Raw genomic sequence first — 25,658 nt, forward strand, 5'->3', positions numbered from 1 at the left:
AACAGCTTCCTCCCCGCTCACCGATGGTGATTCTCCCGCAGGATCCGGACCGCTTCGTCGGTCCGCCCCGGCGGGCACACGGCCCTGAGATGGAGCATCAGTTCTTGGCGGGCGGAGCCGGTTTCGCGTCGATGCCCGCTTCCTTGCGCTGCTCCGGCGTGATCGGGGCCGGGGCGGCGGTCAGCGGGTCGAACCCGCCGCCGGTCTTCGGGAACGCGATCACGTCACGCAGCGAATCGGCCTTGGCCAGCAGCATGACGATCCGGTCCCAGCCGAACGCGATCCCGCCGTGCGGCGGCGGGCCGAAGGCGAAGGCGTCGAGAAGGAAGCCGAACTTCTCCTGCGCCTCTTCCTCGCCGAGGCCCATCAGCTCGAAGACCTGCTTCTGCAGTTCCTGCTGGTGGATACGGATCGACCCGCCACCGATCTCGTTGCCGTTGCAGACGATGTCGTAGGCGTAGGCCAGCGCGTTGCCGGGGTCATCGGCGAGTTTGCCGATCCACTCCGGGGTCGGCGAGGTGAAGGCGTGGTGCAGGGCCTTCCACTTGCCGCCGCCGACGGCGACGTCGTCGGACTCCTCGGCGGAGATGAACATCGGGAAGTCGACCACCCAGACGAACGACCAGGCGTTCTCGTCGATCAGGCCGAGACGGTTACCGATCTCCAGGCGGGTGGCACCGAGCAGCGAACGTGCGTCGGCGGGCTTGCCCGCGGCGAAGAAGACGCAGTCGCCGGGCTTGGCGCCGACGGCCTCCGCGACGGTTTCGCGCTCCTTCTCCGACAGGTTCTTCGCGACCGGCCCGCCGAGCGTGCCGTCCTCGTTCACCAGGATGTAAGCGAGCCCGCGGTGACCGCGCTGCTTGGCGAAGTCCTGCCAGGCGTCGAGGGTGCGGCGCGGCTGACCGGCCCCGCCCGCCATCACGACGGCGCCGACGTACGGCGCCTGGAACACGCGGAACGGAGTGTCGGCGAAGAACGCCGTCATGTCGGTGAGTTCGAGATCGAAGCGCAGGTCCGGCTTGTCCGAGCCGTACTTCTCCATCGCGTCGGCGTAGGTGATGCGCTGGAACGGCCGCGGGATCTCGGCGCCGATCAGCTTCCACAGCGCCGTGACGATGTCCTCGCCGAGTGCGATGACGTCGTCCTGCTCGACGAAGCTCATCTCGATGTCGAGCTGGGTGAACTCCGGCTGCCGGTCGGCGCGGAAGTCCTCGTCCCGGTAGCAGCGCGCGATCTGGTAGTACCGCTCGAGGCCGCCGACCATCAGCAGCTGCTTGAACAGCTGCGGTGACTGCGGGAGCGCGTACCAGGAACCGGGCTTGAGCCGCGCCGGGACCACGAAGTCGCGGGCGCCCTCGGGGGTGGAACGGGTCATGGTCGGGGTCTCGACCTCGACGAACTCCTGCGCGTGCAGCACCTCGCGGGCCGCGCGGTTGACGTCGCTGCGCAGGCGCATGGCGGCGGCGGGGCCGCTGCGGCGCAGGTCGAGGTAGCGGTGCTTGAGGCGCACCTCTTCGCCGACGTCGACCCGGTCGTCGATCGGGAACGGCAGCACGGCGGCCTCGGACAGCACCTCGAGCTCGGTGGCCAGCACCTCGATCTCGCCAGTGGGGATCTCGGCGTTGGCGTTGCCGTCGGGACGAGCCGAAACCTCGCCGACGATGCGGAGGCAGTATTCGGAGCGCAGCTGGTGGGCGCGCTCGGCCATCTCGCCCTCGCGGAAGACGACCTGGCTCACGCCGCTGGCGTCACGCAGATCGATGAAGATGACGCCGCCGTGATCGCGCCGCCGGGCCACCCATCCGGTGAGGGTGACCGTCTGACCGGCGTGCTCGGCACGCAAGGTGCCGGCTTTGTGGGTGCGAAGCACTGCGGGTGCTCTCCTTCGGCATCACGTTTCTGCGATTCGACGGCTGTCAATGACTCAATGACTCATGACTCATTGACGAGTCGATAGGGCTATCGAAAGGCTAACGAATCGCCCCGGATGCCTCGCGACCAGGTGTTCTCAGATCGTCGGCCAGGCCTCCAGCGCGGCGACCACGCGCCGCGCGTGCGCCAGGTAATCGGGGACCGACAGGACCCGGCCGTCGATGTTGTCCAGCAGCCAGCCCGCGGCCGCCTCCTTCGAGGCGAAGAACTGGGTGCAGATCAGCGCCTCGATGTACTCCGAGCCGAGGATGAGGTCGATGTCGGACAGGCGCGACGCGGCGACGACCGCGTGCGGCGGGTCGACGCTCAGCACCCGCTCGCGGGTGAAATGGACGCGGACGCGTGCGCCGGTCGCCGGGCAGGTCGAATCCGCGTGCACGGGTTCGCCGGTCGCGATGGCCAGCAGGAACAAGTCCATGCGGTAGCCGTCCCCACCGGCGCGATCGGCCACGCCCGGCCGCGAGCCGCGGTCCATCCCCCGGTCCATCAGGACCAGGCCGTCACGGATGACGAAACCCATCAGGTCCATCAGCCGGTGTGCTTCGGCGGGGTCGACGCCGACGGTGCCCGCGAGCCTGCCGATGGCGATGGGATGTTTGCCCGCTCTGGTCAGCTTGGTCGCGGCCCAGGCGATGCGAACAGCGGCGGTGCGATCCGTCCGGGTGGTCAACAGGCACCTCCTCGCCTTCGTCTTCTCCGAGATTAAGCACGAAACGGATTTCCGCCAAGTGACTAAGCCGAACGGCCGAATCCGTTGTCACGTAAGAAAATTCACAGTCCGTGAAGGGTGACGGGCAGGAAATTTCCGGAGAAAGCCCGGAAAAAGCAGACTTTCGGTCATCTGGGGCGAAAGTGGCCCGGGTGGCCGGGGTCGGGGTGGGTAGTGAGTGGCAAGTCGCGTCCCAACCCGACCCACCTTCCACCCGCGCCCCTACAACAACCTGAGCTGCTCAGCCGCCGGGACCGCGACCTCTTCGGTGCGCTGCACGGGCATCGTCACTTGCATCCGGTCCCCGTCATCCGCACGGGACGCGAAACCGTGCCGCCGCAAGAGCGGTCCGACGCGCGCTCCCAGCCGCTCTCGGTAGGACTTCGGGAGATACGCGCCACGCGAGTACAGCTCGCGGTACTTCGGCACCAGCTCCGGATACTCCCGGCCGAGCCAGCACGCGAACCATTCCCGCGCGCCCGGCCGCAGATGCAACGGCAAGACGGTGACCCGCGTGGCGCCCGCCTCGGCGAGCCGCGCGAACAAGGCGTCGAGTGCGTCGGCCGAATCGGTCAGCCATGGCAGTACCGGCGCGACGAGTACGGAACACGGCAGATCGGCGTCCCGCGCCTTGCGGATCAGGTCGAGCCGGGCCCGCGGGCTCGGTGTTCCCGGTTCGAGGCGGCGCTGCAGGCCCTCGTCGAGCAGCGCGAGCGAGATCGCGAGACCGGCGGGCACGTCCTTCGACACCGATTCCAGCAGCGGCAGATCCCGCGCCAGCACCGTCCCCTTGGTCAGGATGGACAACGGGGTGCCCGAATCCGCAAGTGCGGTGATGATGCGCGGCATCAGCTGATACCGGCCTTCGGCGCGCTGATACGGATCGGTGTTCGTGCCCATCGCGACGTGCTCGCGTGCCCAGCCGGGGCGCCGCAGTTGCGCGGCCAGCACCTCGGGCGCGTTGACCTTGACGATCACCTGCGTGTCGAAGTCCCGCCCGGGGTCGAAATCCAGGTATGTATGGGTGTTCCGCGCGAAACAGTTGTGCGTGACCATCCCGTCGGCGATGAAGTCACCGGTGCCGGTGGTGATGTCGAACAGCGGCAGCTCGATCCCGAGTGCCTCGACGGCCGACACCCGCCGCCTGGTCCGGCCGATCCCGAGGCCGTCGAGCGACCGCTTCCAGCCGACGGCCGGATCGGCGAGATGGAAGAACCGCATCTCCTCCGACGGCCCGCCGAGCAGCTGCACTGTCCACAACGGACGGAACTTGACGTTCTCGGTCTTCACGTAACGGAAACCGAAATTGTCGAGTGCGGCGCAGAAGGTGGAGACGATGTCCTCTTCGTCGTGAGTGACACGCAGCGCGCCGTGCCGGTAGCTGCCGGAGAGGTCGAACAGCCCGGCGAGGAAGCCGCGCTGCCAATGGGAATCCGGCGAAGGTGGCACCTGCACGAAGCCGATCGACGCCCCGAAGTCCGGCAGGTACTTGAGCGCCCGGTCCGCGGCGTCCCGCTCGGCCGAGAACCCGCCGGAGCGCAGCATCCCGCAGAGGAACCCGGCGCGGTAGCCGATGGTGTCGTCCGGAGTGCGGGTGAGTTTGCCGACGCCGACGAGTTCGGTACCCCCGACCAGATGCGGCCGCTGCGCCGCGCCGAAGCGGGTACCCGTGACGTGTTTCCACCCGTGTCCGGTGAGGAACCGGTGGTCGCCACTGGCCACGATGGACGTGCCGTCGTCGAGTGTCAGGCGGTACGCGGGTTTGAGCGTCGACCAGTGCGCGAGGACGGTCGTGGGCACCAGCCTGCGCCCCGCGCCGCGTCCGCGCGTGCCGTAGATCGCGTCGCCGGGGGCGACGTCGGCCAGCGGCTTCGTCCGGCCGTCGGCCATCAGGACCGGTGTCGCCCCTTCCAAGCAATACGTACACGCGTGAGAGCAGCCGCGATACGGGTTCACCGTCCAGCCGAACGGGACCCCCGAACCCTCCGGCACCTTGTTCAACACGGATTTGGCGTGCACCTCGTGAAAGGTGACGCCGTCGAACTCGGGTGCGCGCACGGAGCGCTGCAACCCTTCCAATCCGGGCAGCACCGGCTCGCCGCCGTCCGCCCGCTGTTGATCCCATCGCACCCGGCCAGTCGAACACATGTTCTAAGCAGGTGTCAAACACCTGTTCGAACCTGGGTGATCTTTGCTGCAAGTAGTCCTCTGGTTGCGGTAGTTGCGTGTGCAAGTACCGCAACCAGAGGACTACTTGCGGAGGTCAGGGGCGGCTGATGTGCTCGGTGACGTACCCGGCGGGCTGGATCAGGCCGGCACAGCGGCTGTCCCCGCGTGGCGTCGCCGACCGGCGGCGCACGGTCACCGAATAGAAGTCCTGACCCGCCCGCACGGTGACCAACCGCGCGTCGGCCTCGGCCAGCGGCTCCTCCCGGACGGCGAGGACGTCGTCCAATCCGGACAGATTGGTCTGGCGCCGGATCGCGATCTCGGCGTACTGCGCCCACGCCGTCCTCGCGGACGTCCGGCCGCGAAGCTGATCCGGCTCGACCTGTCCGCGCAGCGCGGCCTTGGCGACCAGCGCCGCCTCGGCCGGGTTGAGCTGGCCGTGCAGGAAACCGTCGGGGACGACGAGGAGGTTGCCGGCCCAGCGGTCGCCGCCGACGTGGCTGACCTCCCACGAGCGGCCAGGATGATTGGCGTGGAGTGCCGAGGCCAACGGGCGTCCGAGCACCGCGCAGCACATGTCCTTGGTGCCGTGCGTGCAGACCAAAAACAGCGGTCCGAGCACCGGTTTGCCGAGTCCGCCGATGCCGTCCGCGACGGCTTCGAGGTCCAGTTCGGCCAGTTCGCTCAAGTCCTGGATTTCCAGGCGTTCCAGCCAGCGGTTGCCCGGCTCGCCGCCGCCGACGTACACGGCGCGGGGGCGATCCGGGTCGCGCCGGTGTTTACCGGGACGCCGGATCAGCAGTGGGCGGAGCCCATGGGACCGTCTCAGGTTCTCGAGCAGCTCACGGCGCTCGGCGGGGAAGGCCTCGTCAAGAATGCTTTCCAACGCGTCCGCGGGCCAGGGTCCCGGCTGCTCGATCAGCAGCCAGCAACGCATGTCGGCCGCGGTACCGGCGGGGTTCGCGCCCAGCATGCGCGCGACGGTCGCACAGCCCGGCAACGCGGCGGGCGGTGCTTCGGTGTCCGAGAGCTGAGCGGTCATCGGGTGACCACTGCTCCGAACTTGACCTTAGGCATGCCTTAGCTTACCCCGTCCGGCCTCCCTTCACACTTTTCGTCCCTCGTGACCTTCAGCCGATCGAAACGAGCCCCTGCGTGATGAGCTCACCCAGGAGGGCCCGGACGGTCCCCCGATCGAGTCCGGACACCTCGGCGAGTCGGTTGACCACCTGCGGAGTCCCGTCGAGCAACGCCTTCAGCACCGGGCTCGCGGCGTCCGCGAAGACGAACCGTTTCCCGGCGGCGAGCAGGGTCACCCGTCCATCGCCTTCTTCGAGCACCGCCCTCGGGACGAGGAACCGGGCCTCGGTCTCGTCGCCGTCCGGCAGCAGACCGGGGGTCGCCGCCCAGGGCAGCCCGACCCGCGGATGCGCCGGGGCCGACGAGTCACGATCGGCGAGGAACCGGGAGACGACGTCGGAGGTCAGCGCCGCGTCGAGTTCCTTCCGCAGCACCTCGGCGTGCGACGCGCGTTCTTCCTCCGTCGCGAATCTCGGCAGGTCCTGGCGGAAAGTGGCACTCGCCCGCAGCGTGTCGGCGAGCCAGGACACCAGGTCGACGCCGGTGGCCGGGCTGAACCCGAGGGTAAGATGCAGGGACATCTCCCCTACCGCGGTGACGTCGTGCCAATGCCCGCGAGGGACATAGAGGACGTCACCGTCTTCGAGGATGAAGTCGTCGATCGGCTCACCAGGCTGTTCGGGCTGCTCGACGTCGCGATGCAGTGGCGCGGGCCTGGTGGGGCCGTGCATCCGCCAGCGTTTGCGGCCGGCGACCTGGATGATGAAGGCGTCGTGGTCGTCCCAGTGCACGTCGAACCCGTGGGTCACGCCCCAGCCCGCGTACAGGTTGACCTGGACGCTCTCCCGCAGATCGTGTTCGAGCCGCCGGGCGAGATCGCCGATCGGGTCGCTGAGTTCCTGGATGGCGTCGAGCACCATGGTCGCGCCGCCTCGGAGGTGCTCCGTGAAGGGAGCGGCTCGCAGGTGGGGAACGGTGCCACTGCGCCGGGTGGGGACGAGATCGGTGTAGCTCTCCATGGGCACCGGCTGCCCGTCGAGAGCCAGGCGCAGACGCGGGAACTCCAGGCGATGCTGCCGGAGGATCGCGTTCAGCGCCGGCCACGGAAGGAGGTCGGCGAACCGGCCCGCATTGCCTTCGAAGCGGCGATAGGTCTCGCCATGGACGTCTCGGAAGAACTGGCTGACCCCGAGCGGAGCCACGAGGTCAGCCAGCGTCGTCGTTCCGGGCACTCAGCCGTCGTTACCGTCGTTGTCGGCCGCGGCGCCGTTGGCCTTGCCCCGGTCCACCGCGGTCGGGATCTTCTCTACCTCCAGCAGCAAACCGCTGTCGGGAGCCTGCGTACCTGACTGTTCCTGTGCCATCCTGCCACCTTCGTTTAGACGAGCGGACGGACCGAAAATCGGCCTGGAGCGCCGCCAAGCCTACGACACGTTTCGAGAAAATTCACCGCCCAGCAGGGAAAAAACGACTTGGTGAGCGATCTTCGACACCGTCGCGGCGGTTTCACCCGGACAGCGGTTATACGCTGCCACCCATGGCTGAACCGGCATCCGTCCCGCGCGTGCGATGGGACGTCCTGGCGGCCATCGGCGCGGGTGGCGCGCTGGGCAGCCTCGCCCGCTACGGCCTCTCCGTCGCACTCCCCCATTCCCGTGGGCAGTTCGCGCTTTCCACCTTCGCCACCAACGTTTCCGGCTGCCTGCTGATCGGGATCCTGATGGCGCTGCTGACCGCGGCGGCCGACCCGCACCGGCTGCTGCGCCCGTTCCTCGGGATCGGGATCCTCGGCGGTTACACCACGTTTTCGACCTACGCGACGGACACACTTGATCTTGTGACGACGGGGCATCCGTTCACTGGATTGTCGTACGCGCTCGGCACGGTGGTCTGCGCGCTGATCGCGGTCTTCGCCGGGCACGGAATCACCCGGGCGGTGGTGAAATGACCGTTCTGTTCGTCGCTCTCGGTGGTGGCGCCGGCGCGATCCTGCGCTACCTGACCGATCTGCGCATGCGGGCGTGGCGTGGTGACGCGTTCCCGTGGGGCACCTTGACCGTCAACATCACCGGCTCGGCGATCCTCGGGTTCCTGACCGGGTGGGCATTGCACGGCGGCGAGCCGGACACCGTGCGTTCGCTGCTGGCGGTCGGTGTCTGCGGCGGCCTCACGACATTCTCGACGTTCGGATACGAAACACTGCGGCTGATCACCGAAAAGGCCCGGCCGCGAGCCGTGCTGAACGTCGGCCTCACCGTGGTGGCCGGACTGGCCGCGGCGACGGCCGGACTTCTGCTCGCCGCCGTCGTCTGGGCCTGAGGTCAGTCTTCCGGCACCATCCGCCACACGGCCGACGCGATCGCGTCCCGCTGTTCGGCCGGGAGGACGGCGGCCATCTCTTCAAGCTTCTCGACGACGCCTTCATGGGTGGCGTTCGCGAGCCGGAGGCCCTCCGCGGTCAAGGTGATCTTCAGCGCGCGGCGGTCGCAGGTATCCGCGACGCGCTCGACGAGGTCGCGTCGCTGGACGCGATCCACCAGGCCGGTGACGCTGGACTTCTCCAGGTTCAGCATCCGGCCGAGGTCGCTCATCCCCACCCCGGTCTCGCCCTGGGCCAGTACGCAGAGCAGCTGTGCCTGCTGCGGCGTGAGGTCGTGCGAACGGCCGACGTCGATGAAAGCCCGCTGCACCAGATGCGAAAGCCGCACCAAAGCGGTGGCGAATCCGAGGTCTTCGGCCGTGGTCATGACCGCAGTCTACTTGACGGTCGTTCGGAGTACGAACTAATATAGTTCGTAGTACCAACATTATGTACTACGAACCAGGGGGTCTCATGACCACGACCGTGGCCGTCATCGGCGGGGGATACGGCGGCACCACCGCTGCGAAGGAACTGGACAAGTTCACCGACGTCGTCCTCATCGAGCCGCGCGAGGACTTCGTGCACCACGTCGCCGCGTTGCGCGGGCTCGTCGATCCCGAGTGGACGGACCGGCTCTTCTTCCCGTACGCCCGGCTTCTCGACCGGGGGCGGGTGATCCGCGACCGCGCGGCGAGCGTCGACCAAGGCGGCGTCACACTCGGTTCGGGCGAACGGCTCACACCGGACTACCTCGTGCTGGCGACCGGCTCGGCCTACCCGTTCCCGGCGAAAATCGATTTCGGGGACAGCGCCTCGGCGAAGGCGAAAATCCGTGCCACCCGGGAAGAACTGGCGGGCGCGGAGAGGGTCCTGCTGCTCGGCGCGGGCCCCGTGGGGCTTGAACTGGCCGGTGAGATCAAGGCGGTGTGGCCGGAGAAGGCCGTCACGATCGTCGACCCGGCCGAGAGGATCCTGCCCGGCTTCCCGGACGAGTTCCGCGCCGAAGTCCGCCGCCAGCTCAACGAACTGGGCGTCGACCTGCTGCTCGGCACCTCGCTGACCGAGTCGCCCGCCTCGGAACCCGGACACGCGAAGACGTTCACCTCGGGACTCACCGGCGGCGGCGAAGTGACCGCCGACCTGTGGTTCCAATGCTTCGGCGGCACGCCGCACACGGCCTACCTCGACGGCGACCTCGCCGCCGCGCGGCGACCGGACGGTCAGGTCGACGTGACCGCCGAACTGCTGGTGACCGGCCAGCGGCGGGTGTTCGCGCTCGGCGACATCACCGCGCTGCCGGAAGCGAAACTGGCGAAGTCGGCCGGTGAGCACGCGGAGGTCGTCGTGGCCAACATCCGGGCGCTGGTCACAGGTGGCGAGCTGCGGACCTACACGCCGGGCGGGCCGATGATCTCACTGCCGCTCGGGCCTTCCGGAGGCGCGACCTACACCGAAGAGGCCGGCGTCCTGGACGCCGCGACGACCTCGCAGATCAAGGGTTCGCACATGATGGTCTCGCGGTTCGAGGAGCTTTTCGGCCTCGCGTGAGTGCCCCCGGATGTCATGAGGGGTCCCCATAGGACGAAAAACGTCTTATGGGGACCCCTCATGACACGCGCCCGGCACCACCGTCACCGCACCCGGCAACCGCCTACCGCGGAGCCAGCCCCCGCACCTGAGCGAACGGATCCTCACCCGTCGGAAGCAAAGCGATGATCGGCGTCGTCAGCCCGTTGTCCACATAGGACTGGACTTGCTCGCGGCAGGAATCGAGACTGCCGTGGACGATCAGGTCGTCGACGACTTCGTCCGGGATCACCTGATTGGCCTTCTGCCGGTCGCCCGCGGCCCACGCCTCGTGCATCGGCGCGAGCGCCTCGCCGCGGCCGAGCCAGTCGTGGAACGCGGCGTACACCGGCACGGTCAGGTAGCTCGAAATGAGCATCCGGCCGAGCCCGCGCGCGGCGGCCTTGTCCTCGGTGGGGCAGACGAAGATCCGCGCGGCCAGTTCGACGTCCGGCCCGATCTCCTGGCGCACCTTGGGTACGTCGGAGGCGGCGAGCCAGTTGGTGATGGCGCCGTCGGCCTCCTTCGCGGCCAGTCGCAGCATCCCCGGCCGCAGCGCGGCGAGCATGATCGACGGCGGCGGGTCGGTGGGCCGCTCCAGCCGGAACTTGCTGACGGAGAAGGACTCGTAGTCCTCGGTGACCTTCTCCCCCGCCAGAGCGGACCGCAGGAACCGCAGTGTGTCGCGGGACCGTGCGAACGGGGCCTCGAACTCGGCGGCGTTCCAGTTTTTCACGATCACCGGCGACGACGCGCCGATGCCGAGCACGAACCGGCCTGGCGCGAGTTCCGCGACGGTCGCGGCGCTCATCGCCAGCAGCCCGGGGCCGCGGGTGTACACCGGCACGATCGCGGTGCCGAGCCGCAGTCGCGGCGCCCACTGTGAGGCCAGCACCAGCGGGGCGAAGGCGTCGTTGCCCGCCGTCTCGGCCGACCACGCGTCGGTGTAGCCGAGATCGGGCAACTGCTCGACCAGCTCCTTGTGCGCCGCGAGCGGCACCCCGGTCAGCGGAATGGTGAGACCCCACCGTTTCATGCGTTCTCCTCGCTCTTCACCACTTCACCGGTCAGCTCACGCACGATCCAGTCCACCTGCGTGCGCATCAGGTTCTCCGCGACCTCTTCGGCTTGCGGCGTCATATGCGTCGCGCCTGCCAGCGGCAGGAACACGTGCGTGCGGCCCTTGGCCAGCAGTGCCGACGAAAGGCGCAACGAGTGGGCGACGAAAACGTTGTCGTCGGCGAGGCCGTGCACGATCAGCAGCGACCGCGACAGGTCTCCGGCGCCCGCGATCAGCGAGTTGTGTTCGTACGACTCGGTTTCCTCTTGCGGCAGCCCGAGGTAACGCTCGGTGTAGTGCGTGTCGTACAACGACCAGTCGGTCACCGGCGCACCCGCGATACCGGCGTGGAAGACGTCGGGACGGCGCAGCACGGCCAGCGCGGACAGGTAGCCGCCGTAGGACCAGCCGCGGATCGCGACCCGTTCGGTGTCCAGTTCCGGATGCAGTGCGGCGGCCGCCCGCAGGGCGTCGACCTGGTCGGCGAGGGTGACGTCGGCGAGTTTGCCCGCGACCTCCTTCTCCCACGCGGATCCGCGCCCCGGCGTCCCGCGCCCGTCGGCGACGAGCACCGCGAAACCCTGGTCCGCCAGCCACTGCGGGGTGAGGAACGCGTTGCGGGTCTGCAGGACGCGCTGGGCGTGCGGGCCGCCGTACGGGTCGAGCAGCACCGGCAGCTTGCCTTCGCTCTCCTCGTAACCGGTGGGCAGGATCAGCGCGGCGCGCAGTCCCCGCTCCCCCAGCGTCAGCCAGGTCAGGTTCGGCACGACGTCGGGATCGACGGTGTGGGAACTGATCCGCGCCAGCGTCTTCTCGCCGGACACGACGGTCACCACCGGTCCGCTGTGGTCGAGACTCCACGAGGAAAGCACGGTCAGTGCGGCGTTCCCCGCCCCGATGTGCACGCCGTCCTCAGTGGACAGACGACGGAGCTCGCCGCCCTCGGTACGGAAGACGTGGATTTGCGTCGGGTCGGCCTCCGAGGCACTGAACAGCACTTCGTCGCCGACGTGCAGGATCGAGCGCACCTGCAGCCCGGGCGGCGTGACCGCGACACCGTCGACGACGAGCCGGTGGTGGCCGTCGGCGGCGCTCTCGCGCACCAGTGCGCCGCCGGTGGTCCACGCCGGGACACCCGCGGCGATCTCGACCCAATGCTCGTCGGTCTCGGTGTGCAGCACCTCGACCGAACCATCGGCGGGGTCGACCGCCTGGATCTCCAGTACGCGCTGGTCACGCGACTGCACCGAGAGCAGCGGCTTGCCTGCCGCCGACCAGTGCACCGCGGCCAGGTACTCCCAGTCTGTCTTCGCGACGTCGACGCGGGAGCCGTCGAGGCCGATGATCGCCAGCGTCACATCGACGTTCTTCTCGCCGGCGGCCGGGTACGCGACGACGTTGGCCGGGGACTTCGGGTTGGCCGGGTCGGCGATCGTCCAGCGCGGCACAGCCGCCTTGTCGGACCGCTGGACCAGCAGGCTCCGGCCGTCCGGCGCCCACCAGTAGCCCCGGGTCCGGCCCATCTCCTCGGCCGCGATGAACTCGGCGAGCCCCCAGGTGATGTCCTCGGCGTCCTCCCCGGCCACCACGCGGTCCTCGCCGGTCGCCCGGTCGATCACCCTCAGGTGCCGGTCGCGGACGTAGGCGACGCGGCCGCCGTCCGGGCTGGGCCGCGGGTCGATGACCGAGCCGTCGACCAGCACCGATATCTCGCCGGTGGCCAGGTCAAGAGTGTGGAGCTTGCCCGACAGCGAGAACGCGGCGACGGTGAAGGCGTCGTCGACCGCGTAGCCGACCACGCCGCCGCCGGTCTCCCGGCTGCGCTCGCGGCGCGCCCGCTCCTCGGGCGGCAGGTCCTCTTCACCGGGCAGCAGTTCGGCGGCGTCGACCAGCTTCGTCTCCTCGCCCGACGCGACGTCGAACGCCCACAGGCTGTGCCGGGCGTCGATGCCGGACTCGGTCCGCAGGAACAGGACGCGAGAGCCGTCCGGGGCGACCTTGAACTGTTTCGGCGCGCCGAGGGTGAAACGCTGGGTCCGGGCCTGACGGCGGAGGAACGAGAGATCTTCGAGGCTGATGTCGGTCACGTCCGAACTCTCTCAGACGCTCAGCCGGGGACGCCAACACCTTCCAGCTTCTTCAGTTCCGTCTCAGGATCGAAGCCGGCCCGGGGGAACTGGGGATCCATCGACTGGAGTGTCTCGATCAAGAGCCACGCGACCAGCCAGTTGCGGTACCACTTGTGGTCGGCGGGGACGGCATACCAGGGCGCCGCCTCGGTGGAGGTCTTGGCGAAGATGTCGGCGTAGGCCTTCTGGTAGTCGTTCCACTGTGCACGCGCGTCGAGGTCCGCGGGGTTGTACTTCCACCACTTCGCCGGGGTCTCCAGCCTCGCTTTGAGCCGCTTCAGCTGCTCCTCCGGCGAGATGTCGAGGAACACCTTCACGATCGTGGTCCCGGCGTCGGTCAGCTCCCGCTCGAACTCGTTGATCTCGGCGTAGCGTTTGCGCCATTCCGCGGCGGGGACGAGTTTCCGCACCCGCGGGACCAGGATGTCCTCGTAATGGGACCGGTCGAACACGCCGACCTGCCCCGGCGCGGGCAGCTGTTGGCGGATCCGCCACAGATAGTGGTGCCGCCCCTCGGCCGCGGTCGGCTTCTTGAACCCCGTGTACCGCACGCCCATCGGATTGACCAGGCCGAGGACGTGCCCCACGGTGCCGCCCTTGCCGGAGGTGTCCATCCCCTGCAGGAACAGCAGGAGGCTGCGGCGGCCACCGCCGACGCCCTCCGCGTAGAGGGCTTCCTGCAGCTCCGCGAGCTTGCCGCCGGACTCGGCGAGTTCCTTGAGCGCCTTGGGCTTCTTATGCGGTCCGACCGGGAACGAGCCCGGATCGGGGCGGCCTGCCTTGCCGATCCTCAGCGCCTCCCGGACGGAGACGGGGTCCTTTTTCGCCATCCGGCGACGATAACCGCGGTCCAGGCGGCGCGCCCACGATGATCAAGTGTGCCCGTGCAAGATTTCGTCGCACGAAGGAGCCGAAACGCAACGAACAACGGGTTAAAGCAACGTTTCCCGGATGAAGTACTCAGGATGGGCATCTAACCTGAACGCATGACGACCTTCGCCGGCCGGGACACCGCCGCCACCTCAGCCGCCGGCTTCATCGCACTCGACGAGCAGTGGAGCACGCACAACTACCACCCCCTGCCGGTGGTCATCGCCACCGCCGAGGGCGCCTCGGTCACCGACGTCGAGGGCAAGACCTACCTCGACTTCCTCTCCGGGTACTCCGCGCTGAACTTCGGGCACCGTCATCCCGGCCTGATCGCCGCCGCGATCGAACAGTTCGGCCGGGTGACGCTGACCTCGCGCGCGTTCCACCACGACCAGCTCGGGTTGTTCTGCCGGGAACTCGCCGACCTGACCGGCACCGAGATGACGCTGCCGATGAACTCCGGCGCGGAGGCCGTCGAGTCCGCCGTGAAGATCGCCCGGAAGTGGGCGTACCAGGTCAAGGGTGTCCCGGACGGGGCAGCCGAGATCGTCGTCGCCGGGTCGAACTTCCACGGCCGCACGACGACCATCGTGTCGTTCTCCACCGACGAGACCGCGCGCGCCGACTTCGGCCCGTTCACCCCTGGCTTCGTCACCGTCAAGTACGGTGACGTCGACGCGCTGCGCGACGCCATCACCGAGCACACCGCCGCGATCCTGCTGGAGCCGGTGCAGGGCGAAGCGGGGGTGATCGTGCCGCCGTCCGGTTACTTCGCCGAGGCGCGGCGGCTGTGCGACGAGCACAACGTCCTGCTGATCGCCGACGAGATCCAGTCCGGGCTCGCCCGGACTGGCACCGTCCTCGCACTCGACCACGAAGGCGTGCGCGCCGACGTCTACACCCTTGGCAAGGCACTCGGCGGCGGGATCATGCCGGTGTCGGCCGTGGTCGGCAGCCGCGACGTGCTCGGCGTACTGCGGCCGGGTGAACACGGGTCGACCTTCGGCGGGAACCCGGTCGCCTGCGCCATCGGGCGGGCCGTGGTCGGGCTGTTGAAGACCGGCGAGTTCCAGGAGCGCTCGCGGGAACTCGGCGCCCACCTGCACGCCCGGCTCGGCGAGCTGGTCGGTGACGGGCTGGCCGAGGTCCGCGGGCGCGGGCTCTGGGCGGGGATCGACATCGCGCCCGGCGGGCCGACCGGCCGGGAGGCGTCGACGGCGCTGGCCGAACGCGGTGTGCTGTGCAAGGAGACGCACGACCACACCCTGCGGATCGCGCCGCCGCTGGTGATCAGCCGCGAGGAGCTCGACCGCGGTATCGACGCGATCACCGACGTCGTCAAGACCCGGTGAACCTTTCGGGCCGGCGGTACGTTGCCTGTCCATGGGAGACGAGCGGGAGTGGGTGGAGCGGCCGCTGGTCGGCACCGAGACGGTGACGCCGGAGGGCTGGTTCGCGAGGGGTAAGGCGCTGCGAGACCAGGCGCCGACGTCCGCACACGATCACGCGGCGGCCGGGAAGGACCGGCCGAGCGTGGCGGAGTTCTTCGCGCGGACCAACGAGGGACGGCTGCCGGAACTGGTGGGACTGCGGCGCGAGCGGATGCTCGCGTCGCCGTTCACCTTCTACCGCGGCGCCGCGGGGCTGATGGCCGCGGATCTCGCGGGCTCGCCGTCGTCCGGGGTCTCGGCGCAGCTGTGCGGTGACGCGCACGCGGCGAACTTCGGGCTGTACGGCACACCCGAAGGCGGGATCGTCATGGACATCAACGACTTCGACGAGTCCGTGCCCGGGCCGTGGGAATGGGACCTCAAGCGGCTCGCCGCGAGTCTCGTGCTGGCCGGCCGCGAAGGCGGCATCGGCGAATCAGGCTGTCGAGAAGCAGCCGAAGACGCCGTCAAGTCCTACCGGCGCACCATCCGGGGGCTCGCGGAACTGCCGTTCCTGCGCTCGTGGAACGCGCTGCCGGACGCGTCGGTGCTGCACAAGGTCCGCGCGCACGACCTGATCGACGACTTCGAGGAAGCGGCCGAGAAGGCCAGAAAGAACACCAGTGCCAAGGTCACCGCGAAGTGGACCCGGCGGATCGACGACCACGCGACCGGCCTCGAACGGCACCGCTTCGTCGAGGACCCGCCGGTGCTCACGCACGTCGACGACGCGACGGCGGACGCGGTGATCGGCGGACTGGTGTCCTATGTGGACACCGTGCGGGAATCGCGGCGGACCCTGATCTCGCGGTACCGGGTGTCCGACGTGGCCTTCCGCGTGGTCGGCACCGGCAGTGTCGGGCTGCGTAGTTATGTCGCGCTGCTGCACGGCAACAGCGGCGAAGACCTCGTGCTGCAAGTGAAACAGGCCAGCCCGTCGGCGCTGGCGCCCTATCTCGGACTGTCCTCGCCCGAGCACGAAGGCCGCCGGATCGTCGAGGGCGCGCGGCTCGTGCAGGCCGAGTCGGACATCCTGCTGGGCTGGACGACCATCGACGGCCTGCCGTACATCGTGCGGCAGTTCCGGAACCTCAAGGGCGACATCGACCCCGCGGAACTGAAGAAGGACCACCTCGACGACTACGGCAGGCTCGCGGGCGCACTACTGGCGCGGGCGCACGCGCGTTCGCTTCATCCGCGGATGCTGGCCGGGTACTTCGAGGACGATGAAGACCTCGATGAGGCTATCGGCGCCTACGCACTGCGTTACGCGGATCAGACCGAAGCAGACTTCGAGGCCTTCGCCGCGCTGTGACCTGCGCAAGTCAGGCGGCAGCCCGCGGTGGCCGTTCGGTCCGGGGTCGTGAGTGGCAAGCCGGGGGTGGCGTGGGGCCGCGGGCGTGTCTCGATGCCGGACCGCACGACAGTCCCTGTCACCTCCGGAGCCGCAAGCCGTCCCGCATGGTGACGGTCACCTGCGGGGGACGTAATCTCGCGCGGTGAGCGCAAAAGGGTCATCCGGGCTGATCGCGGTGACCTGTGCGGTGATCATGGTCGTACTCGGAGTGCTGGTGTCCGGCGAGGGACTGACCGGCCCCGACGCCCTCGCCGACAACTGGGTGCGGCGCACTTTCGGCGCCGACACGGACCTGTTGCGCCTGCTCGTGCTCCCGACCGAGGCCTACGTCCTGATCCCGGTGGCGTGCGTCGCCGCCGGGGTGTGCCTGCTGGGCCGCCGCCGTCCCGAAGCGGCGCTGGCCGTCGTGGGCCCGCTCGTCGCGATCCTCGCCAACACCTGGGTGCTCAAACCGCTCTTCGACCGCTGGAAAAGTACCTGGCTTGCCTACCCGAGCGGGCATACGGTCGCGCTGGTCGCGGTGCTGACCGTGCTCGTCCTGCTCGCCCGCCCCGGCGTCGCCACGGCCGTCATCGCCGTCGTGGGCGCCGTGGTGCTCGTCAGTGTCACGATCGGCATGATCGGACTGGGTTACCACTATCTGACCGACGTCGTGGGCGGCACGCTGTTCGCCATCGCGGCCGTGTGCGCGACCTGGGAGTCGCTCAGCTGGGCTGTACGGCGTCGCGCGCCAGCGCCGTCAGACGGCTGACGGCGCGAAGGTACTTCTTGCGGTAGCCGCCGTTCACCATCTCCTCGGTGAACAGCAGCGGCACCGGCTCCCCCGTGACCACCAGCGGAATCGCGCGGTCGTAGAGCCGGTCGGCGAAGGCGACCAGCCGCAGTCCGACGTTCTGGTCCGGCACCGGGTGGATGTCGCGCAGGTGCACGCGGCTCACGCCGTCGAGAAGCCTGCCGTAGCGCGACGGATGCAACCCGCCGAGGTGGTCGCACAGCGCGTCGAAATCGTCCACGGTGGACTCGGGACGCGCGGCGGCGGAGGCTTCCAGCTCCTCCGGGCTCGCGGGCGGCGGCGCGTCCGGCAGGCCGCGGTGACGGTAGTCCGGGCCGTCGACGCGGACGACGCCGAAGCGGGACGAAAGCGACTGGATCTCGCGCAGGAAGTCTTCGGCGGCGAAGCGGCCTTCGCCGAGTTTGTCCGGCAGGGTATTGGAAGTCGCCGCCACGTAGACCCCGGCATCGGTCAGCTCCCGCAGCAGCCGGGTCACGAGCATGGTGTCGCCGGGGTCGTCGAGTTCGAACTCGTCGATCGCCAGGAACCGGTGCTCCGAGAGCCGCCGCACCGCTTCGGCGAACCCGAGCGCGCCCACCAGGTGGGTGAGCTCCACGAAGGTGCCGTATGCCTTGGGCGACGGCGTTTCGTGCCAGGTCGAGGCGAGCAGGTGGGTCTTGCCGACACCGAACCCGCCGTCGAGGTAGAGCCCCATCGGCCCGGTCGGCGCGTCGTCCCCGCCGCCGAACAGCGCCCGCAGCTTCGACTTCGGTTTCCGGTTCGCGGCCTCGGTGACCCGTCGGGCGAACGCGCCGCAGCCGATCACGGCGGCGGCCTGGCTCGGCTCGTCCGGGTCGGGCACGTAGGTGGAGAACCGGACCGCGTCGAACCGGGGCGGCGGGACGAGCGCGGTGATCAGCTCGTCGGCGGACAGCTCCGGACGGCGATCGATCAAGCGGGCGGGCATTCGCCGAGAGTAACGGCACCGGTGGCGGCCGTTCACCCTCCCTGACCGGGCGTATCCCCCGCTCAGCGGGGTCGCCGCCCCCGTGCTGGGATAGGCCCGTGCAGCTTTTGTGGCCAACGACACCAGCGGACGCCGTCTCCGATGCCGACCTCGAACGGCTTTACGGCTATCCGGACGATCTGACCCGCCCGTGGGTCCAGGTCAACTTCGTCAGCTCCGCGGACGGCGCGGCGGCGGTCAACGAGCTGTCCGAAGGGCTCTCGCATCCGGCGGACAAACGGATCTTCCTGATGGGGCGGCTGCTTTCCGACGTGATCCTCGTCGGCGCGGGCACCGTCCGCGCCGAGGGGTACCGCGGCGCGCGGATCAACCCCGCACGCACCGCGCGCCGGGTCGCGCTCGGCTTGTCGGAGGTGCCGCCGATCGCGGTGGTGACCCGGTCCGGTGAACTCGATCCCGCCGGCCCGCTGTTCACCGACACCCAGGTGCCGCCGATCGTCGTCACCACCGAGAAGGCGCCCGAATCCCGCCGTGCCGCGCTGGAACGCGCGGGCGCCGACGTGCTCGTCGCGGGGACCGACGACGTCGATCTGCGTCACGCCCTCGCACTGCTGGGGAAACGGGGGCTGTACCGGATCGACTGCGAAGGCGGGCCGATGCTGTTCGGCGACTTGATCGCGGGCGACCTCGTCGACCAGTTGTGCCTGACCGTCGCTCCCCTGCTGGCCGGCGCGGGCGCGCGCCGGATCGCCTACGGCCGTCCCACCCCGGACCCGCGGCGGATGGACCTCGCGTCGGTGCTGTTCGAAGACGGTTTCACCATGCTGCGTTACCGCCGCCGGGAGGGCGGGTGAGCGACCCGGCGCCGGTTCCGGACAAGGAACTGGCGGAACGGGCCGTCGCCGGGGACCACGGTGCTTTCGACACCTTGGTACGACGGCATACGGCCAAGATGTACCGGGTGGCGCTGCGGATCACCGGCAGTGCCGCCGAGGCGGAGGACGTCGTCCAGGAGGCCTGGCTTTCCGCGTGGCGCGCGCTGCCCGGGTTCCGCCACGAGTCCGCGGTCTCGACCTGGCTGTACCGGGTGGCGACGAACGGCGCACTCGGCCAGGTCCGGCGACGGAAACCCACCGTGCCGCTCGACGAGGGCGACGCGGGCGTCGTGCCTGGTCCAGAGGGTCAGGTGGTGAGCGCCGAAGAGGTCGGCACGGTGCTGCGCGCGATCGCCGAACTCGACGTCGGCCAGCGGATCCCGCTGATTCTGCGAGAATTCGAAGGGCTGACCTACGAGGAGGTGGCCGAGGTCCTGGAGGTCAGCGTGCCCGCCTTGCGTGCCCGTCTGCATCGCGCCAGGGTGGCGCTGCTCGCGAAACTCCGCCGGGGACCGCTCGGTGAGAACCTCCGACCCGGGGAACGGTGATGAGCGAGGATCCGCGCGACGATCCCCGGTGGGCACAGGTGCGCGCCGAGGCGAGCCGTCCGGTACCCACCCCGCCCGGACTCGTCGAACGGGTGCTCCGCTCGGTCGGCGGCGCCCGCGGCAGGCATACCACCGCACCCCTCGACCTGCCTTCCGACGGCGGGAAGACCCAGGTTTCGGAGCGCGCGCTGGTGCTCATGACCAGGAGGCTCGCCGCCGAGATCGGCCGCGACCTCGGCGGGGTGCACATCTCGGCCGTCGCGCTCGAAGACGACGAGCTCCAGGTGCTGGTGACGGTCCGGTTCGGGGTGACGGCGTCGGCAGCGGAGCTGCTGCGGCACCGCCTCAGCGCGGCACTGAGCGGACAGCTCGGCTCGGCGGCACCCGGGATCAACGTCCACGTCGTCGACGTCCACCCGGACTGACGCCGCCGCGTCCACCGCGTCCAAGTACCCGCCGGTCCAAGTGTCCACAGTGGACAGACGGATCCCCGGGACTGATTACCCCATTCGGGGGACACCGCGTGAGGCCTCGGCATGCGCGCGTGTCCTGGTCGGTGAGAGCGTAGGGAACGCCGCGCGCGTATGCCGCGCGGCGCAGGGCGAGAAGGAGCGAACTTCATGGCGCAGCCGAGCGCGAGCAAGCCCGACACCGCTTTGGCGGGCGTCAGGGCTGGGTTGACCCTCAACGAGGAAGGAACCGCAGGCAAGACCACGATCTCGTCGGTGGTGGTGCAGAAGGTGGCAGGCCTCGCCACCCGTGAGGTGACCGGGATCCACGCGCTGGGCGGCGGGGTCTCGCGAGCCTTCGGCGCGATCCGTGAGCGCATCCCCGGCTCCGGCACGGTGACCACTTCCGGCGTCTCGGTCGAGGTCGGCGAGAAGCAGGCCGCGATCGATCTCGACGTCGTCGTCGAGTACGGCGCGCGCATCGTCGACGTCGCGCGGTCGGTGCGGCGCAACGTGATCGGCCAGGTCGAGCAGATCACCGGCCTCGACGTGATCGAGGTCAACATCGCGGTCAACGACATCCACCTGCCCGACGAGAACGGCGGCGAGACCGAGACCTCGCGGGTCGAATGATGAACGGCACCCAAACCGGCCTGCTCGCCGGCCTCATCCTCGGCCTCGCCGCGACCCAGGGCTTCACCGCGTTCCTGGTGACGCTGGCCGTCGGCGTCATCGGCCTCGTCCTCGGCCGGGTGCTCGACGGCGAACTCGACCTCGGCGACCTGTTCGGCCGGGGCCGCGACAAATGACCGTCCCGCCCGACCCCGCCGATCGCGGCAAGCTCACCATCGCGCCCGCCGTGGTCCGCAAGATCGCGCAGCACGCCGCGGACCAGGTCGACGGGACCACCTTCGCCGAGCGGCGGATCGCCGGGCTCGGGCTGGGAAGCCACGGCGCGAGCGCGAAGGTCGGCGGTGAGGGCAACGACGTCGACCTCGTGCTCGACGTCGCCTTGAAGTACCCGGCACCGGTGCGGCGGATCGTCGGCGATCTACGCGCCCGGGTCACCGAGGAGGTCGAACGGATCACCTCGTACCAGGTCCGCGACATCTCGGTGACGGTCTCCGCGCTTCTGCCCGACATCGCGCCCCGCGTCCGCTAGAAGGAGCACTGGCATGCGTTTGTTCGTCCGCCTGCTGTCCGCCCTGATCGGGCTGGCGCTGGCCGCCGCCGGTGTCCTGCTGGCGCTCGAAGTCGGCTGGGGCTGGTGGCGGCCGGGGCGAGGGCCGCTGTTCCTGCCTTGGGACGCTTGGCGCGACAGGCTCGCGGAGCTGACCTGGGGCGGGTCTTCGGTCCGGCTCGCCGCGATCGTCGCCGGGGTGGTGGGGCTGCTGCTGATACTGGCGGCGGCCTCCGCCGGGCGCCGCGCGATCCGGCTGACCGACCCGGCGAACGAGGTCAGCGTGACCACGTCGCCGCGTTCCCTTGCCCGGCTGGTGGGGGTGACCGTGCGGGCGCAGGACAATGTCGCCGGCGCGAAGGTCACCGCCAGCGCCAAGAAGATCCGCGTCCGCGCGATCAGCCGGATGGAGACCGAAGGGCAGCTGCGCCCGCGGCTGCTGGAGACGGTCTCCGGCCTGCTCGACGAAGTCCCACTGGTGCGGCGGCCGAAGGTGTCCGTCGTCGTCGACTCCCCGAAGGACCGCCGATGACCCGTTCGGTCTCCGCCAAGGCACTCGGCCGGTCCACCGGCACGGAACGGACCCTGACCGTCCTCATCGGACTCGTCGCGCTGCTCGGCGGGGTGGCGGTGCTCGTGCTCGGCGCCGGCTGGCTCGGCACCTACCGCGGCCGCCGTCCGCTGGCCGACCCCATCGCACTCGACTGGCTGTCGCAGAACGCGCTCGCCGCCCGCATCGGCGCGATCGTGCTCGGTGTACTGCTGCTGTGGCTGGGCCTGTGGTGGTTCTTCCGGTCGCTGCGCCCGGAAGGTCGTCCCGACCTGGAACTCGACGACGATCTGGTGGTGACCTCCTCGGCCATCTCCGAGGCCGTCCGCCTCGACGCCGAGACGATCGACGGGGTCGGGCGCGCCCGGGTCCGCGCGGTCGGTGACAGCGAGAACCCGGCACTGCGGATCACGCTCTGGCTGACCGAGGGCACCGACCTGAAACGGGTCTGGGAGCAGCTCGACCTCACGGTGCTGGCACGGGCGCGGGAATCGCTCGGGGTCGCCGTGCTGCCCACCGCCGTCCGGCTCGAACTCGACACGGCCGCACCACAACGGGTGCGCTGAACACGCCGATGGGGCAAGAATGGCCGTCATGTCGCTTCCCTTGACGCCGCCGATCAAGCCGATGCTCGCCAAACCGGCGAAGGCGATCCCCGATTCCGGCGGTCTGCTGTTCGAGCCGAAATGGGACGGGTTCCGCTGTCTCGTGTTCCGTGACGGCGACGAGCTGACCCTGCAGTCGCGGGCCGAGAAGCCACTCAACCGGTACTTCCCGGAGGTCGTCGAGCGGCTGAAGGCGACCCTGCCCGAGCAGATCGTGCTCGACGGCGAACTGGTGGTCGGCAAGGACGGGAAGCTGGACTTCGACGCGCTGACCGAGCGGATCCATCCGGCCGAAAGCCGGGTGACGCTGCTCGCGGAGCAGAACCCGGCCGAGTTCGTCGCGTTCGACCTGCTGGCGCTCGGCGACGAGTCCTATCTGGACGAACCGACGTCGCGGCGGCGGGAACGGCTGGAGAAACTGGCGTCGGACGGTATCCACCTGACCCCGGCCACTTCGGATCCGGCGATCGCCCGGCACTGGTTCGAGCTGTTCGAGGGCGCCGGGCTCGACGGCGTCATCGGCAAACCACTCGACGAGCCGTACCTCCCCGGCAAACGCGTGCTGCTGAAGTACAAGCACTCACGCACGGCCGATTGCGTGCTGGCGGGACTGCGCTGGCACGTCGACGGCGAGGCGGGCGAGATGGTCGGCTCGTTCCTGCTCGGGCTGTACGACGAGAACGGCGTGCTGCACCACCCCGGTGTCGTCGGGTCGTTCCCGGTCACCCGCCGGCGTGAACTGGCCGAGGAACTGGCACCGCTGATCACGGACGGGACCGGGCACCCCTGGCTGGGTGACGCCGTCCACGAAGGCCAGCGTGTCCCCGGCGGGATCACCCGATGGAAGTCCAAGGAAGCGCCGTGGGTGCCGCTGAAGCTCGAAAAGGTGGTCGAGGTCGGCTACGAGCACACGGAAGGTGGATATCCGTCGCGGTTCCGCCACACCGCGCAGTTCAAGCGCTGGCGCCCCGACCGCGAGCCGGACTCCTGCACCTACGCCCAGCTCGACGAGGTCGCCCGGTACGACCTGGACGCGGTGTTCCGGGGCGAGGTCAAACGCACCCGCTAACCGGGGCCTGACACGCCACCTGCGAAGCTCTGGCAAGAGCTTTGTCATGCCCGGAAAGTGAGGACCAGCCCGTGCGCCCCGCCAGCACCGTACGCCGCAGGCCACGGCTGATCCTGATGACGACCCTGGTCGCGGCCGCGGTCGCGGGCTGCACGGCCGGGCCGTCGGCGCGGCCGGCGGTGATCGACAACGACGGCAAACCCACCTCCGCCACCCCGCCGGCAGCACAGCAGGTGCCGCTGCCGCCACTGAACGAACCGCGGTCGCCCAGTATCAAATGGGAGGACTGCGACGAGGCGACCCGGCAGCGGCTGGGCCAGCCGTCCGTACCGGACACGCTGAAGTTCAGCTGCGGCAAGGTCCCGACCACGCTGGACGCGCCGGACCTGCCCGGCCGCGGGATCTCGCGGCTGTCGGTGGTCAAGGCCGGGGACGGGCCGATCCCGCTGGTCGTGGTCAACGACGTCGACGGTGAGCCTGGTTCGCTGTACGCCGCGCGGCTGGCCGCCGCGCTGCCACCGGAGTACCTGCGGAAGTTCTCGCTGGTCGGTGTCGACCGGCGCGGGACGGGCACGTCCGGAGCGGTGCAGTGCGTCCCGGCGGAAATCCGCACCGACCTGCTCGGCGGCGACCCGTCGGCCGCCGACCTCGAAGCCGTGGTCGACGCGGCGCGCAAAGCGGGCCAGCAATGCGCGATCGAACTGGACGACTCGCAGGTCGCGATGGACAGCTGGCGGACCGCGGGCGATCTCGAAGCACTCCGGGAACAGCTCGGCCTGGACCGGCTGCACGCGCTCGGCCGCGGTGACGGCTCGAAGGTCCTCGCCGAATACGCCGTGCGGTACCCCGCACAGGTCGGCCGGGTCATGCTCGACGGCCTGCCCGACCCGGCCCCCGACGCGGCCGCCATCCAGGAGTCCGTCGCCGCGAGCGCGCAGGCCACCCTCGACGCCTTCGGTGCCGACTGCATCGCCAAGGGCTGCCCGATCGGTGACGCCCGCGCGGCCGTGACCGCCGTCGCGGACCGGCTCCGCAACGCCCCCGCGACGACCGCCGACGGAGTGGAGATCACGCCGGGGATCGCGCTGTACGCTGTCTATTCCGGGCTGGCACAGCGCTCGCGCTGGGTGGAACTGGCCGAGGCACTCAAAACCGCCCAGACCGGCGACATCACGCCGCTGGCCGCGTTCGCCGACCCGGTACTGAAGGACACCCGGGCCCATCCGTCCCGGCTGGACGGCACGCTCGCGACCAAATGCAACGACAGCGCGACCCGGCTCTCGGCCGAAGAACTCACGCGCGTCACCACGACCCTGCGCGACAAGTACCCGCAGTTCGGCGTCCTCGCCGCGCAGCAACTGGCGTGGTGCAGCCCGTGGCCCGTGCGCCGCGAACCACTCCCGCCCGCCGGCGCCCCCGGTGCCCCGCCGATCCTCGTCGCCGGGACCGCGACCGACCCGGTCACCCCCGAACAGGGCACCGGCCGGGCCGCCGACCAGATGCCGAGCGCGGTCACGATCACCTGGCAGGGCGCCGGACACGGGGCACTGCCGCTGTCACCCTGCGTCACCGACGCGACGCGGGCATTTTTGATCGACGGGAAGATCCCTGTGGACGGGACCCTCTGCCCTGCCTGAGCTCTGCGCGGGCCTTCGCTCGTGTGTGCGGGCGCGGGTGTCAGCGCGGGGGTCAGCGCGGGTGTGTGCGGGTGTGTCAGCGCGGGTGTGTCATGAGGGGTCCCCATAGGACATTTTTCGTCCTATGGGGACCCCTCATGACATCACGTCGCGCAGGTCGCGCCCGCTCGTGGTGACGCGGGTACACGAGCGCTTTGGGTCGGGTCTCGTGAGTGTTTTGGGTCGTTCTAACGACCCAAAACACACACCACTCCCAGAACAAAAGACAAAAACCCCAGCCCCCCCGGCTCGCGACCAGCGGCACACGGCACCCCACGCCCCCCCCCCCCAAGAAGTGAATGT

General features: G+C 69.7%; 27 protein-coding genes. 16 read left to right on the plus strand and 11 right to left on the minus strand.

Features of this window, described 5'->3' with window-relative positions; genetic code table 11:
* Nucleotides 1-97: 97 nt before the first annotated feature.
* From aspS to AB0M65_RS28750, 6 genes are all read right to left on the minus strand, one after another.
* On the minus strand, nucleotides 98-1,870 hold the full coding sequence (gene aspS / locus AB0M65_RS28725) for an aspartate--tRNA ligase (protein WP_364034143.1): 1,773 nt from the start codon (nucleotides 1,868-1,870) through the stop codon (nucleotides 98-100).
* Nucleotides 1,871-2,008: 138 nt separating this feature from the next.
* The gene (gene merB / locus AB0M65_RS28730) at nucleotides 2,009-2,602 is read right to left on the minus strand and encodes an organomercurial lyase (RefSeq protein ID WP_364034146.1); all 594 of its coding nucleotides are present in this window, start codon (nucleotides 2,600-2,602) and stop codon (nucleotides 2,009-2,011) included.
* Nucleotides 2,603-2,863: 261 nt separating this feature from the next.
* Nucleotides 2,864-4,771: an intein-containing Rv2578c family radical SAM protein gene (locus AB0M65_RS28735; protein WP_364034149.1), complete on the minus strand. Its 1,908-nt coding sequence runs from the start codon at nucleotides 4,769-4,771 to the stop codon at nucleotides 2,864-2,866.
* Between the two features lie 133 nt (nucleotides 4,772-4,904).
* On the minus strand, nucleotides 4,905-5,852 hold the full coding sequence (locus AB0M65_RS28740) for a sucrase ferredoxin (RefSeq protein ID WP_364034152.1): 948 nt from the start codon (nucleotides 5,850-5,852) through the stop codon (nucleotides 4,905-4,907).
* Nucleotides 5,853-5,940: 88 nt separating this feature from the next.
* A complete protein-coding gene (locus tag AB0M65_RS28745; protein ID WP_364034155.1) occupies nucleotides 5,941-7,122 on the minus strand; it encodes a cupin domain-containing protein in 1,182 nt (393 codons plus the stop codon).
* Nucleotides 7,123-7,254, minus strand: coding sequence for a hypothetical protein (locus AB0M65_RS28750; protein ID WP_005157133.1), 132 nt, complete (start codon nucleotides 7,252-7,254; stop codon nucleotides 7,123-7,125).
* Between the two features lie 173 nt (nucleotides 7,255-7,427).
* On the opposite strand from AB0M65_RS28750, the gene crcB (AB0M65_RS28755) reads away from it, so the two are divergent.
* Nucleotides 7,428-7,838: a fluoride efflux transporter CrcB gene (crcB, locus tag AB0M65_RS28755; RefSeq protein WP_364034159.1), complete on the plus strand. Its 411-nt coding sequence runs from the start codon at nucleotides 7,428-7,430 to the stop codon at nucleotides 7,836-7,838.
* Nucleotides 7,835-8,209, plus strand: a complete 375-nt coding sequence (crcB, locus tag AB0M65_RS28760) for a fluoride efflux transporter CrcB (protein WP_364034162.1) — start codon at nucleotides 7,835-7,837, stop codon at nucleotides 8,207-8,209. The genes crcB (AB0M65_RS28755) and crcB (AB0M65_RS28760) overlap by 4 nt, the downstream gene beginning before the upstream one ends.
* 2 nt (nucleotides 8,210-8,211) lie before the next feature.
* On the opposite strand, the gene AB0M65_RS28765 is transcribed toward crcB (AB0M65_RS28760), so the two are convergent.
* The gene (locus AB0M65_RS28765; protein ID WP_364034165.1) at nucleotides 8,212-8,637 is read right to left on the minus strand and encodes a MarR family transcriptional regulator; all 426 of its coding nucleotides are present in this window, start codon (nucleotides 8,635-8,637) and stop codon (nucleotides 8,212-8,214) included.
* A gap of 86 nt (nucleotides 8,638-8,723) precedes the next feature.
* Between AB0M65_RS28765 and AB0M65_RS28770 the strand changes: the two genes are divergently transcribed.
* The gene (locus AB0M65_RS28770) at nucleotides 8,724-9,800 is read left to right on the plus strand and encodes an FAD-dependent oxidoreductase (RefSeq protein ID WP_364034168.1); all 1,077 of its coding nucleotides are present in this window, start codon (nucleotides 8,724-8,726) and stop codon (nucleotides 9,798-9,800) included.
* A 103-nt stretch (nucleotides 9,801-9,903) separates the two neighbouring features.
* Here the strand turns inward: AB0M65_RS28770 and AB0M65_RS28775 are convergent, their stop codons facing one another.
* From AB0M65_RS28775 to AB0M65_RS28785, 3 genes are read right to left on the minus strand one after another with little or no spacing between them, the layout of a single operon-like run.
* On the minus strand, nucleotides 9,904-10,854 hold the full coding sequence (locus tag AB0M65_RS28775; RefSeq protein ID WP_364034171.1) for an LLM class F420-dependent oxidoreductase: 951 nt from the start codon (nucleotides 10,852-10,854) through the stop codon (nucleotides 9,904-9,906).
* Complete coding sequence (locus tag AB0M65_RS28780) at nucleotides 10,851-12,965, minus strand: prolyl oligopeptidase family serine peptidase (RefSeq protein WP_364034174.1); 2,115 nt, start codon at nucleotides 12,963-12,965, stop codon at nucleotides 10,851-10,853. The genes AB0M65_RS28775 and AB0M65_RS28780 overlap by 4 nt, the downstream gene beginning before the upstream one ends.
* 20 nt (nucleotides 12,966-12,985) lie before the next feature.
* On the minus strand, nucleotides 12,986-13,837 hold the full coding sequence (locus tag AB0M65_RS28785) for a PPK2 family polyphosphate kinase (RefSeq protein ID WP_364034177.1): 852 nt from the start codon (nucleotides 13,835-13,837) through the stop codon (nucleotides 12,986-12,988).
* Between the two features lie 156 nt (nucleotides 13,838-13,993).
* Between AB0M65_RS28785 and rocD the strand changes: the two genes are divergently transcribed.
* From rocD to AB0M65_RS28800, 3 genes are all read left to right on the plus strand, one after another.
* On the plus strand, nucleotides 13,994-15,229 hold the full coding sequence (rocD, locus tag AB0M65_RS28790; protein WP_364034180.1) for an ornithine--oxo-acid transaminase: 1,236 nt from the start codon (nucleotides 13,994-13,996) through the stop codon (nucleotides 15,227-15,229).
* Between the two features lie 31 nt (nucleotides 15,230-15,260).
* A complete protein-coding gene (locus tag AB0M65_RS28795; protein WP_364034183.1) occupies nucleotides 15,261-16,622 on the plus strand; it encodes a DUF2252 domain-containing protein in 1,362 nt (453 codons plus the stop codon).
* A gap of 184 nt (nucleotides 16,623-16,806) precedes the next feature.
* The gene (locus AB0M65_RS28800) at nucleotides 16,807-17,415 is read left to right on the plus strand and encodes a phosphatase PAP2 family protein (protein WP_364034186.1); all 609 of its coding nucleotides are present in this window, start codon (nucleotides 16,807-16,809) and stop codon (nucleotides 17,413-17,415) included.
* Here AB0M65_RS28800 and zapE read toward each other — a convergent pair.
* Nucleotides 17,369-18,403: a cell division protein ZapE gene (gene zapE / locus AB0M65_RS28805; protein WP_364034189.1), complete on the minus strand. Its 1,035-nt coding sequence runs from the start codon at nucleotides 18,401-18,403 to the stop codon at nucleotides 17,369-17,371. The genes AB0M65_RS28800 and zapE overlap by 47 nt on opposite strands.
* Nucleotides 18,404-18,501: 98 nt before the next feature.
* Between zapE and AB0M65_RS28810 the strand changes: the two genes are divergently transcribed.
* The 10 genes from AB0M65_RS28810 to AB0M65_RS28855 all read left to right on the plus strand — a co-directional run bounded on the left by AB0M65_RS28810 (nucleotide 18,502) and on the right by AB0M65_RS28855 (nucleotide 25,316).
* The gene (locus AB0M65_RS28810) at nucleotides 18,502-19,257 is read left to right on the plus strand and encodes a pyrimidine reductase family protein (RefSeq protein ID WP_364034192.1); all 756 of its coding nucleotides are present in this window, start codon (nucleotides 18,502-18,504) and stop codon (nucleotides 19,255-19,257) included.
* Nucleotides 19,254-19,826 (plus strand): sigma-70 family RNA polymerase sigma factor, encoded by a 573-nt coding sequence (locus AB0M65_RS28815; RefSeq protein ID WP_364034195.1) that lies wholly within the window; start codon nucleotides 19,254-19,256, stop codon nucleotides 19,824-19,826. Before AB0M65_RS28810 ends, AB0M65_RS28815 begins: the two co-directional genes overlap by 4 nt.
* Nucleotides 19,826-20,251 carry a hypothetical protein gene (locus AB0M65_RS28820; protein WP_364034198.1) on the plus strand — a complete coding sequence of 142 codons (426 nt, stop codon included), beginning with the start codon at nucleotides 19,826-19,828 and terminating at the stop codon, nucleotides 20,249-20,251. The genes AB0M65_RS28815 and AB0M65_RS28820 overlap by 1 nt, the downstream gene beginning before the upstream one ends.
* A gap of 195 nt (nucleotides 20,252-20,446) precedes the next feature.
* Entirely contained in the window at nucleotides 20,447-20,908 is a 462-nt protein-coding gene (locus tag AB0M65_RS28825; RefSeq protein ID WP_364034201.1) for an Asp23/Gls24 family envelope stress response protein, read from the plus strand.
* On the plus strand, nucleotides 20,908-21,084 hold the full coding sequence (locus AB0M65_RS28830; RefSeq protein ID WP_005157087.1) for a hypothetical protein: 177 nt from the start codon (nucleotides 20,908-20,910) through the stop codon (nucleotides 21,082-21,084). The genes AB0M65_RS28825 and AB0M65_RS28830 overlap by 1 nt, the downstream gene beginning before the upstream one ends.
* Nucleotides 21,081-21,437: an Asp23/Gls24 family envelope stress response protein gene (locus tag AB0M65_RS28835; protein WP_364034204.1), complete on the plus strand. Its 357-nt coding sequence runs from the start codon at nucleotides 21,081-21,083 to the stop codon at nucleotides 21,435-21,437. The genes AB0M65_RS28830 and AB0M65_RS28835 overlap by 4 nt, the downstream gene beginning before the upstream one ends.
* A gap of 13 nt (nucleotides 21,438-21,450) precedes the next feature.
* Nucleotides 21,451-21,987 carry a DUF6286 domain-containing protein gene (locus AB0M65_RS28840; RefSeq protein WP_364034207.1) on the plus strand — a complete coding sequence of 179 codons (537 nt, stop codon included), beginning with the start codon at nucleotides 21,451-21,453 and terminating at the stop codon, nucleotides 21,985-21,987.
* Entirely contained in the window at nucleotides 21,984-22,571 is a 588-nt protein-coding gene (locus AB0M65_RS28845; protein ID WP_364034210.1) for an alkaline shock response membrane anchor protein AmaP, read from the plus strand. The genes AB0M65_RS28840 and AB0M65_RS28845 overlap by 4 nt, the downstream gene beginning before the upstream one ends.
* Before the next feature lie 28 nt (nucleotides 22,572-22,599).
* The gene (locus AB0M65_RS28850; RefSeq protein ID WP_364034213.1) at nucleotides 22,600-23,679 is read left to right on the plus strand and encodes an ATP-dependent DNA ligase; all 1,080 of its coding nucleotides are present in this window, start codon (nucleotides 22,600-22,602) and stop codon (nucleotides 23,677-23,679) included.
* A gap of 71 nt (nucleotides 23,680-23,750) precedes the next feature.
* Nucleotides 23,751-25,316 carry an alpha/beta hydrolase gene (locus AB0M65_RS28855; RefSeq protein WP_364034216.1) on the plus strand — a complete coding sequence of 522 codons (1,566 nt, stop codon included), beginning with the start codon at nucleotides 23,751-23,753 and terminating at the stop codon, nucleotides 25,314-25,316.
* Nucleotides 25,317-25,658: the final 342 nt, after the last annotated feature.

The organism is Amycolatopsis sp. NPDC051071 (assembly GCF_040682875.1).
In the GTDB taxonomy this organism is placed as follows: Bacteria; Actinomycetota; Actinomycetes; order Mycobacteriales; family Pseudonocardiaceae; genus Amycolatopsis.

Excerpts from the sequence above, each read along its gene's own strand:
- AB0M65_RS28835 (WP_364034204.1), top strand. The coding sequence starts at position 21,081 with ATGACCGTCCCGCCCGACCCCGCCGATCGCGGCAAGCTCACCATCGCG.
- crcB (WP_364034162.1), top strand. The coding sequence starts at position 7,835 with ATGACCGTTCTGTTCGTCGCTCTCGGTGGTGGCGCCGGCGCGATCCTG.
- AB0M65_RS28750 (WP_005157133.1), bottom strand. The coding sequence starts at position 7,254 with ATGGCACAGGAACAGTCAGGTACGCAGGCTCCCGACAGCGGTTTGCTG.
- AB0M65_RS28795 (WP_364034183.1), top strand. The coding sequence starts at position 15,261 with ATGGGAGACGAGCGGGAGTGGGTGGAGCGGCCGCTGGTCGGCACCGAG.
- AB0M65_RS28850 (WP_364034213.1), top strand. The coding sequence starts at position 22,600 with ATGTCGCTTCCCTTGACGCCGCCGATCAAGCCGATGCTCGCCAAACCG.
- AB0M65_RS28845 (WP_364034210.1), top strand. The coding sequence starts at position 21,984 with ATGACCCGTTCGGTCTCCGCCAAGGCACTCGGCCGGTCCACCGGCACG.
- rocD (WP_364034180.1), top strand. The coding sequence starts at position 13,994 with ATGACGACCTTCGCCGGCCGGGACACCGCCGCCACCTCAGCCGCCGGC.
- AB0M65_RS28825 (WP_364034201.1), top strand. The coding sequence starts at position 20,447 with ATGGCGCAGCCGAGCGCGAGCAAGCCCGACACCGCTTTGGCGGGCGTC.
- zapE (WP_364034189.1), bottom strand. The coding sequence starts at position 18,403 with ATGCCCGCCCGCTTGATCGATCGCCGTCCGGAGCTGTCCGCCGACGAG.
- AB0M65_RS28740 (WP_364034152.1), bottom strand. The coding sequence starts at position 5,852 with ATGACCGCTCAGCTCTCGGACACCGAAGCACCGCCCGCCGCGTTGCCG.
- AB0M65_RS28785 (WP_364034177.1), bottom strand. The coding sequence starts at position 13,837 with ATGGCGAAAAAGGACCCCGTCTCCGTCCGGGAGGCGCTGAGGATCGGC.
- AB0M65_RS28765 (WP_364034165.1), bottom strand. The coding sequence starts at position 8,637 with ATGACCACGGCCGAAGACCTCGGATTCGCCACCGCTTTGGTGCGGCTT.
- crcB (WP_364034159.1), top strand. The coding sequence starts at position 7,428 with ATGGCTGAACCGGCATCCGTCCCGCGCGTGCGATGGGACGTCCTGGCG.
- AB0M65_RS28830 (WP_005157087.1), top strand. The coding sequence starts at position 20,908 with ATGAACGGCACCCAAACCGGCCTGCTCGCCGGCCTCATCCTCGGCCTC.
- AB0M65_RS28770 (WP_364034168.1), top strand. The coding sequence starts at position 8,724 with ATGACCACGACCGTGGCCGTCATCGGCGGGGGATACGGCGGCACCACC.
- AB0M65_RS28820 (WP_364034198.1), top strand. The coding sequence starts at position 19,826 with ATGAGCGAGGATCCGCGCGACGATCCCCGGTGGGCACAGGTGCGCGCC.
- AB0M65_RS28775 (WP_364034171.1), bottom strand. The coding sequence starts at position 10,854 with ATGAAACGGTGGGGTCTCACCATTCCGCTGACCGGGGTGCCGCTCGCG.
- AB0M65_RS28840 (WP_364034207.1), top strand. The coding sequence starts at position 21,451 with ATGCGTTTGTTCGTCCGCCTGCTGTCCGCCCTGATCGGGCTGGCGCTG.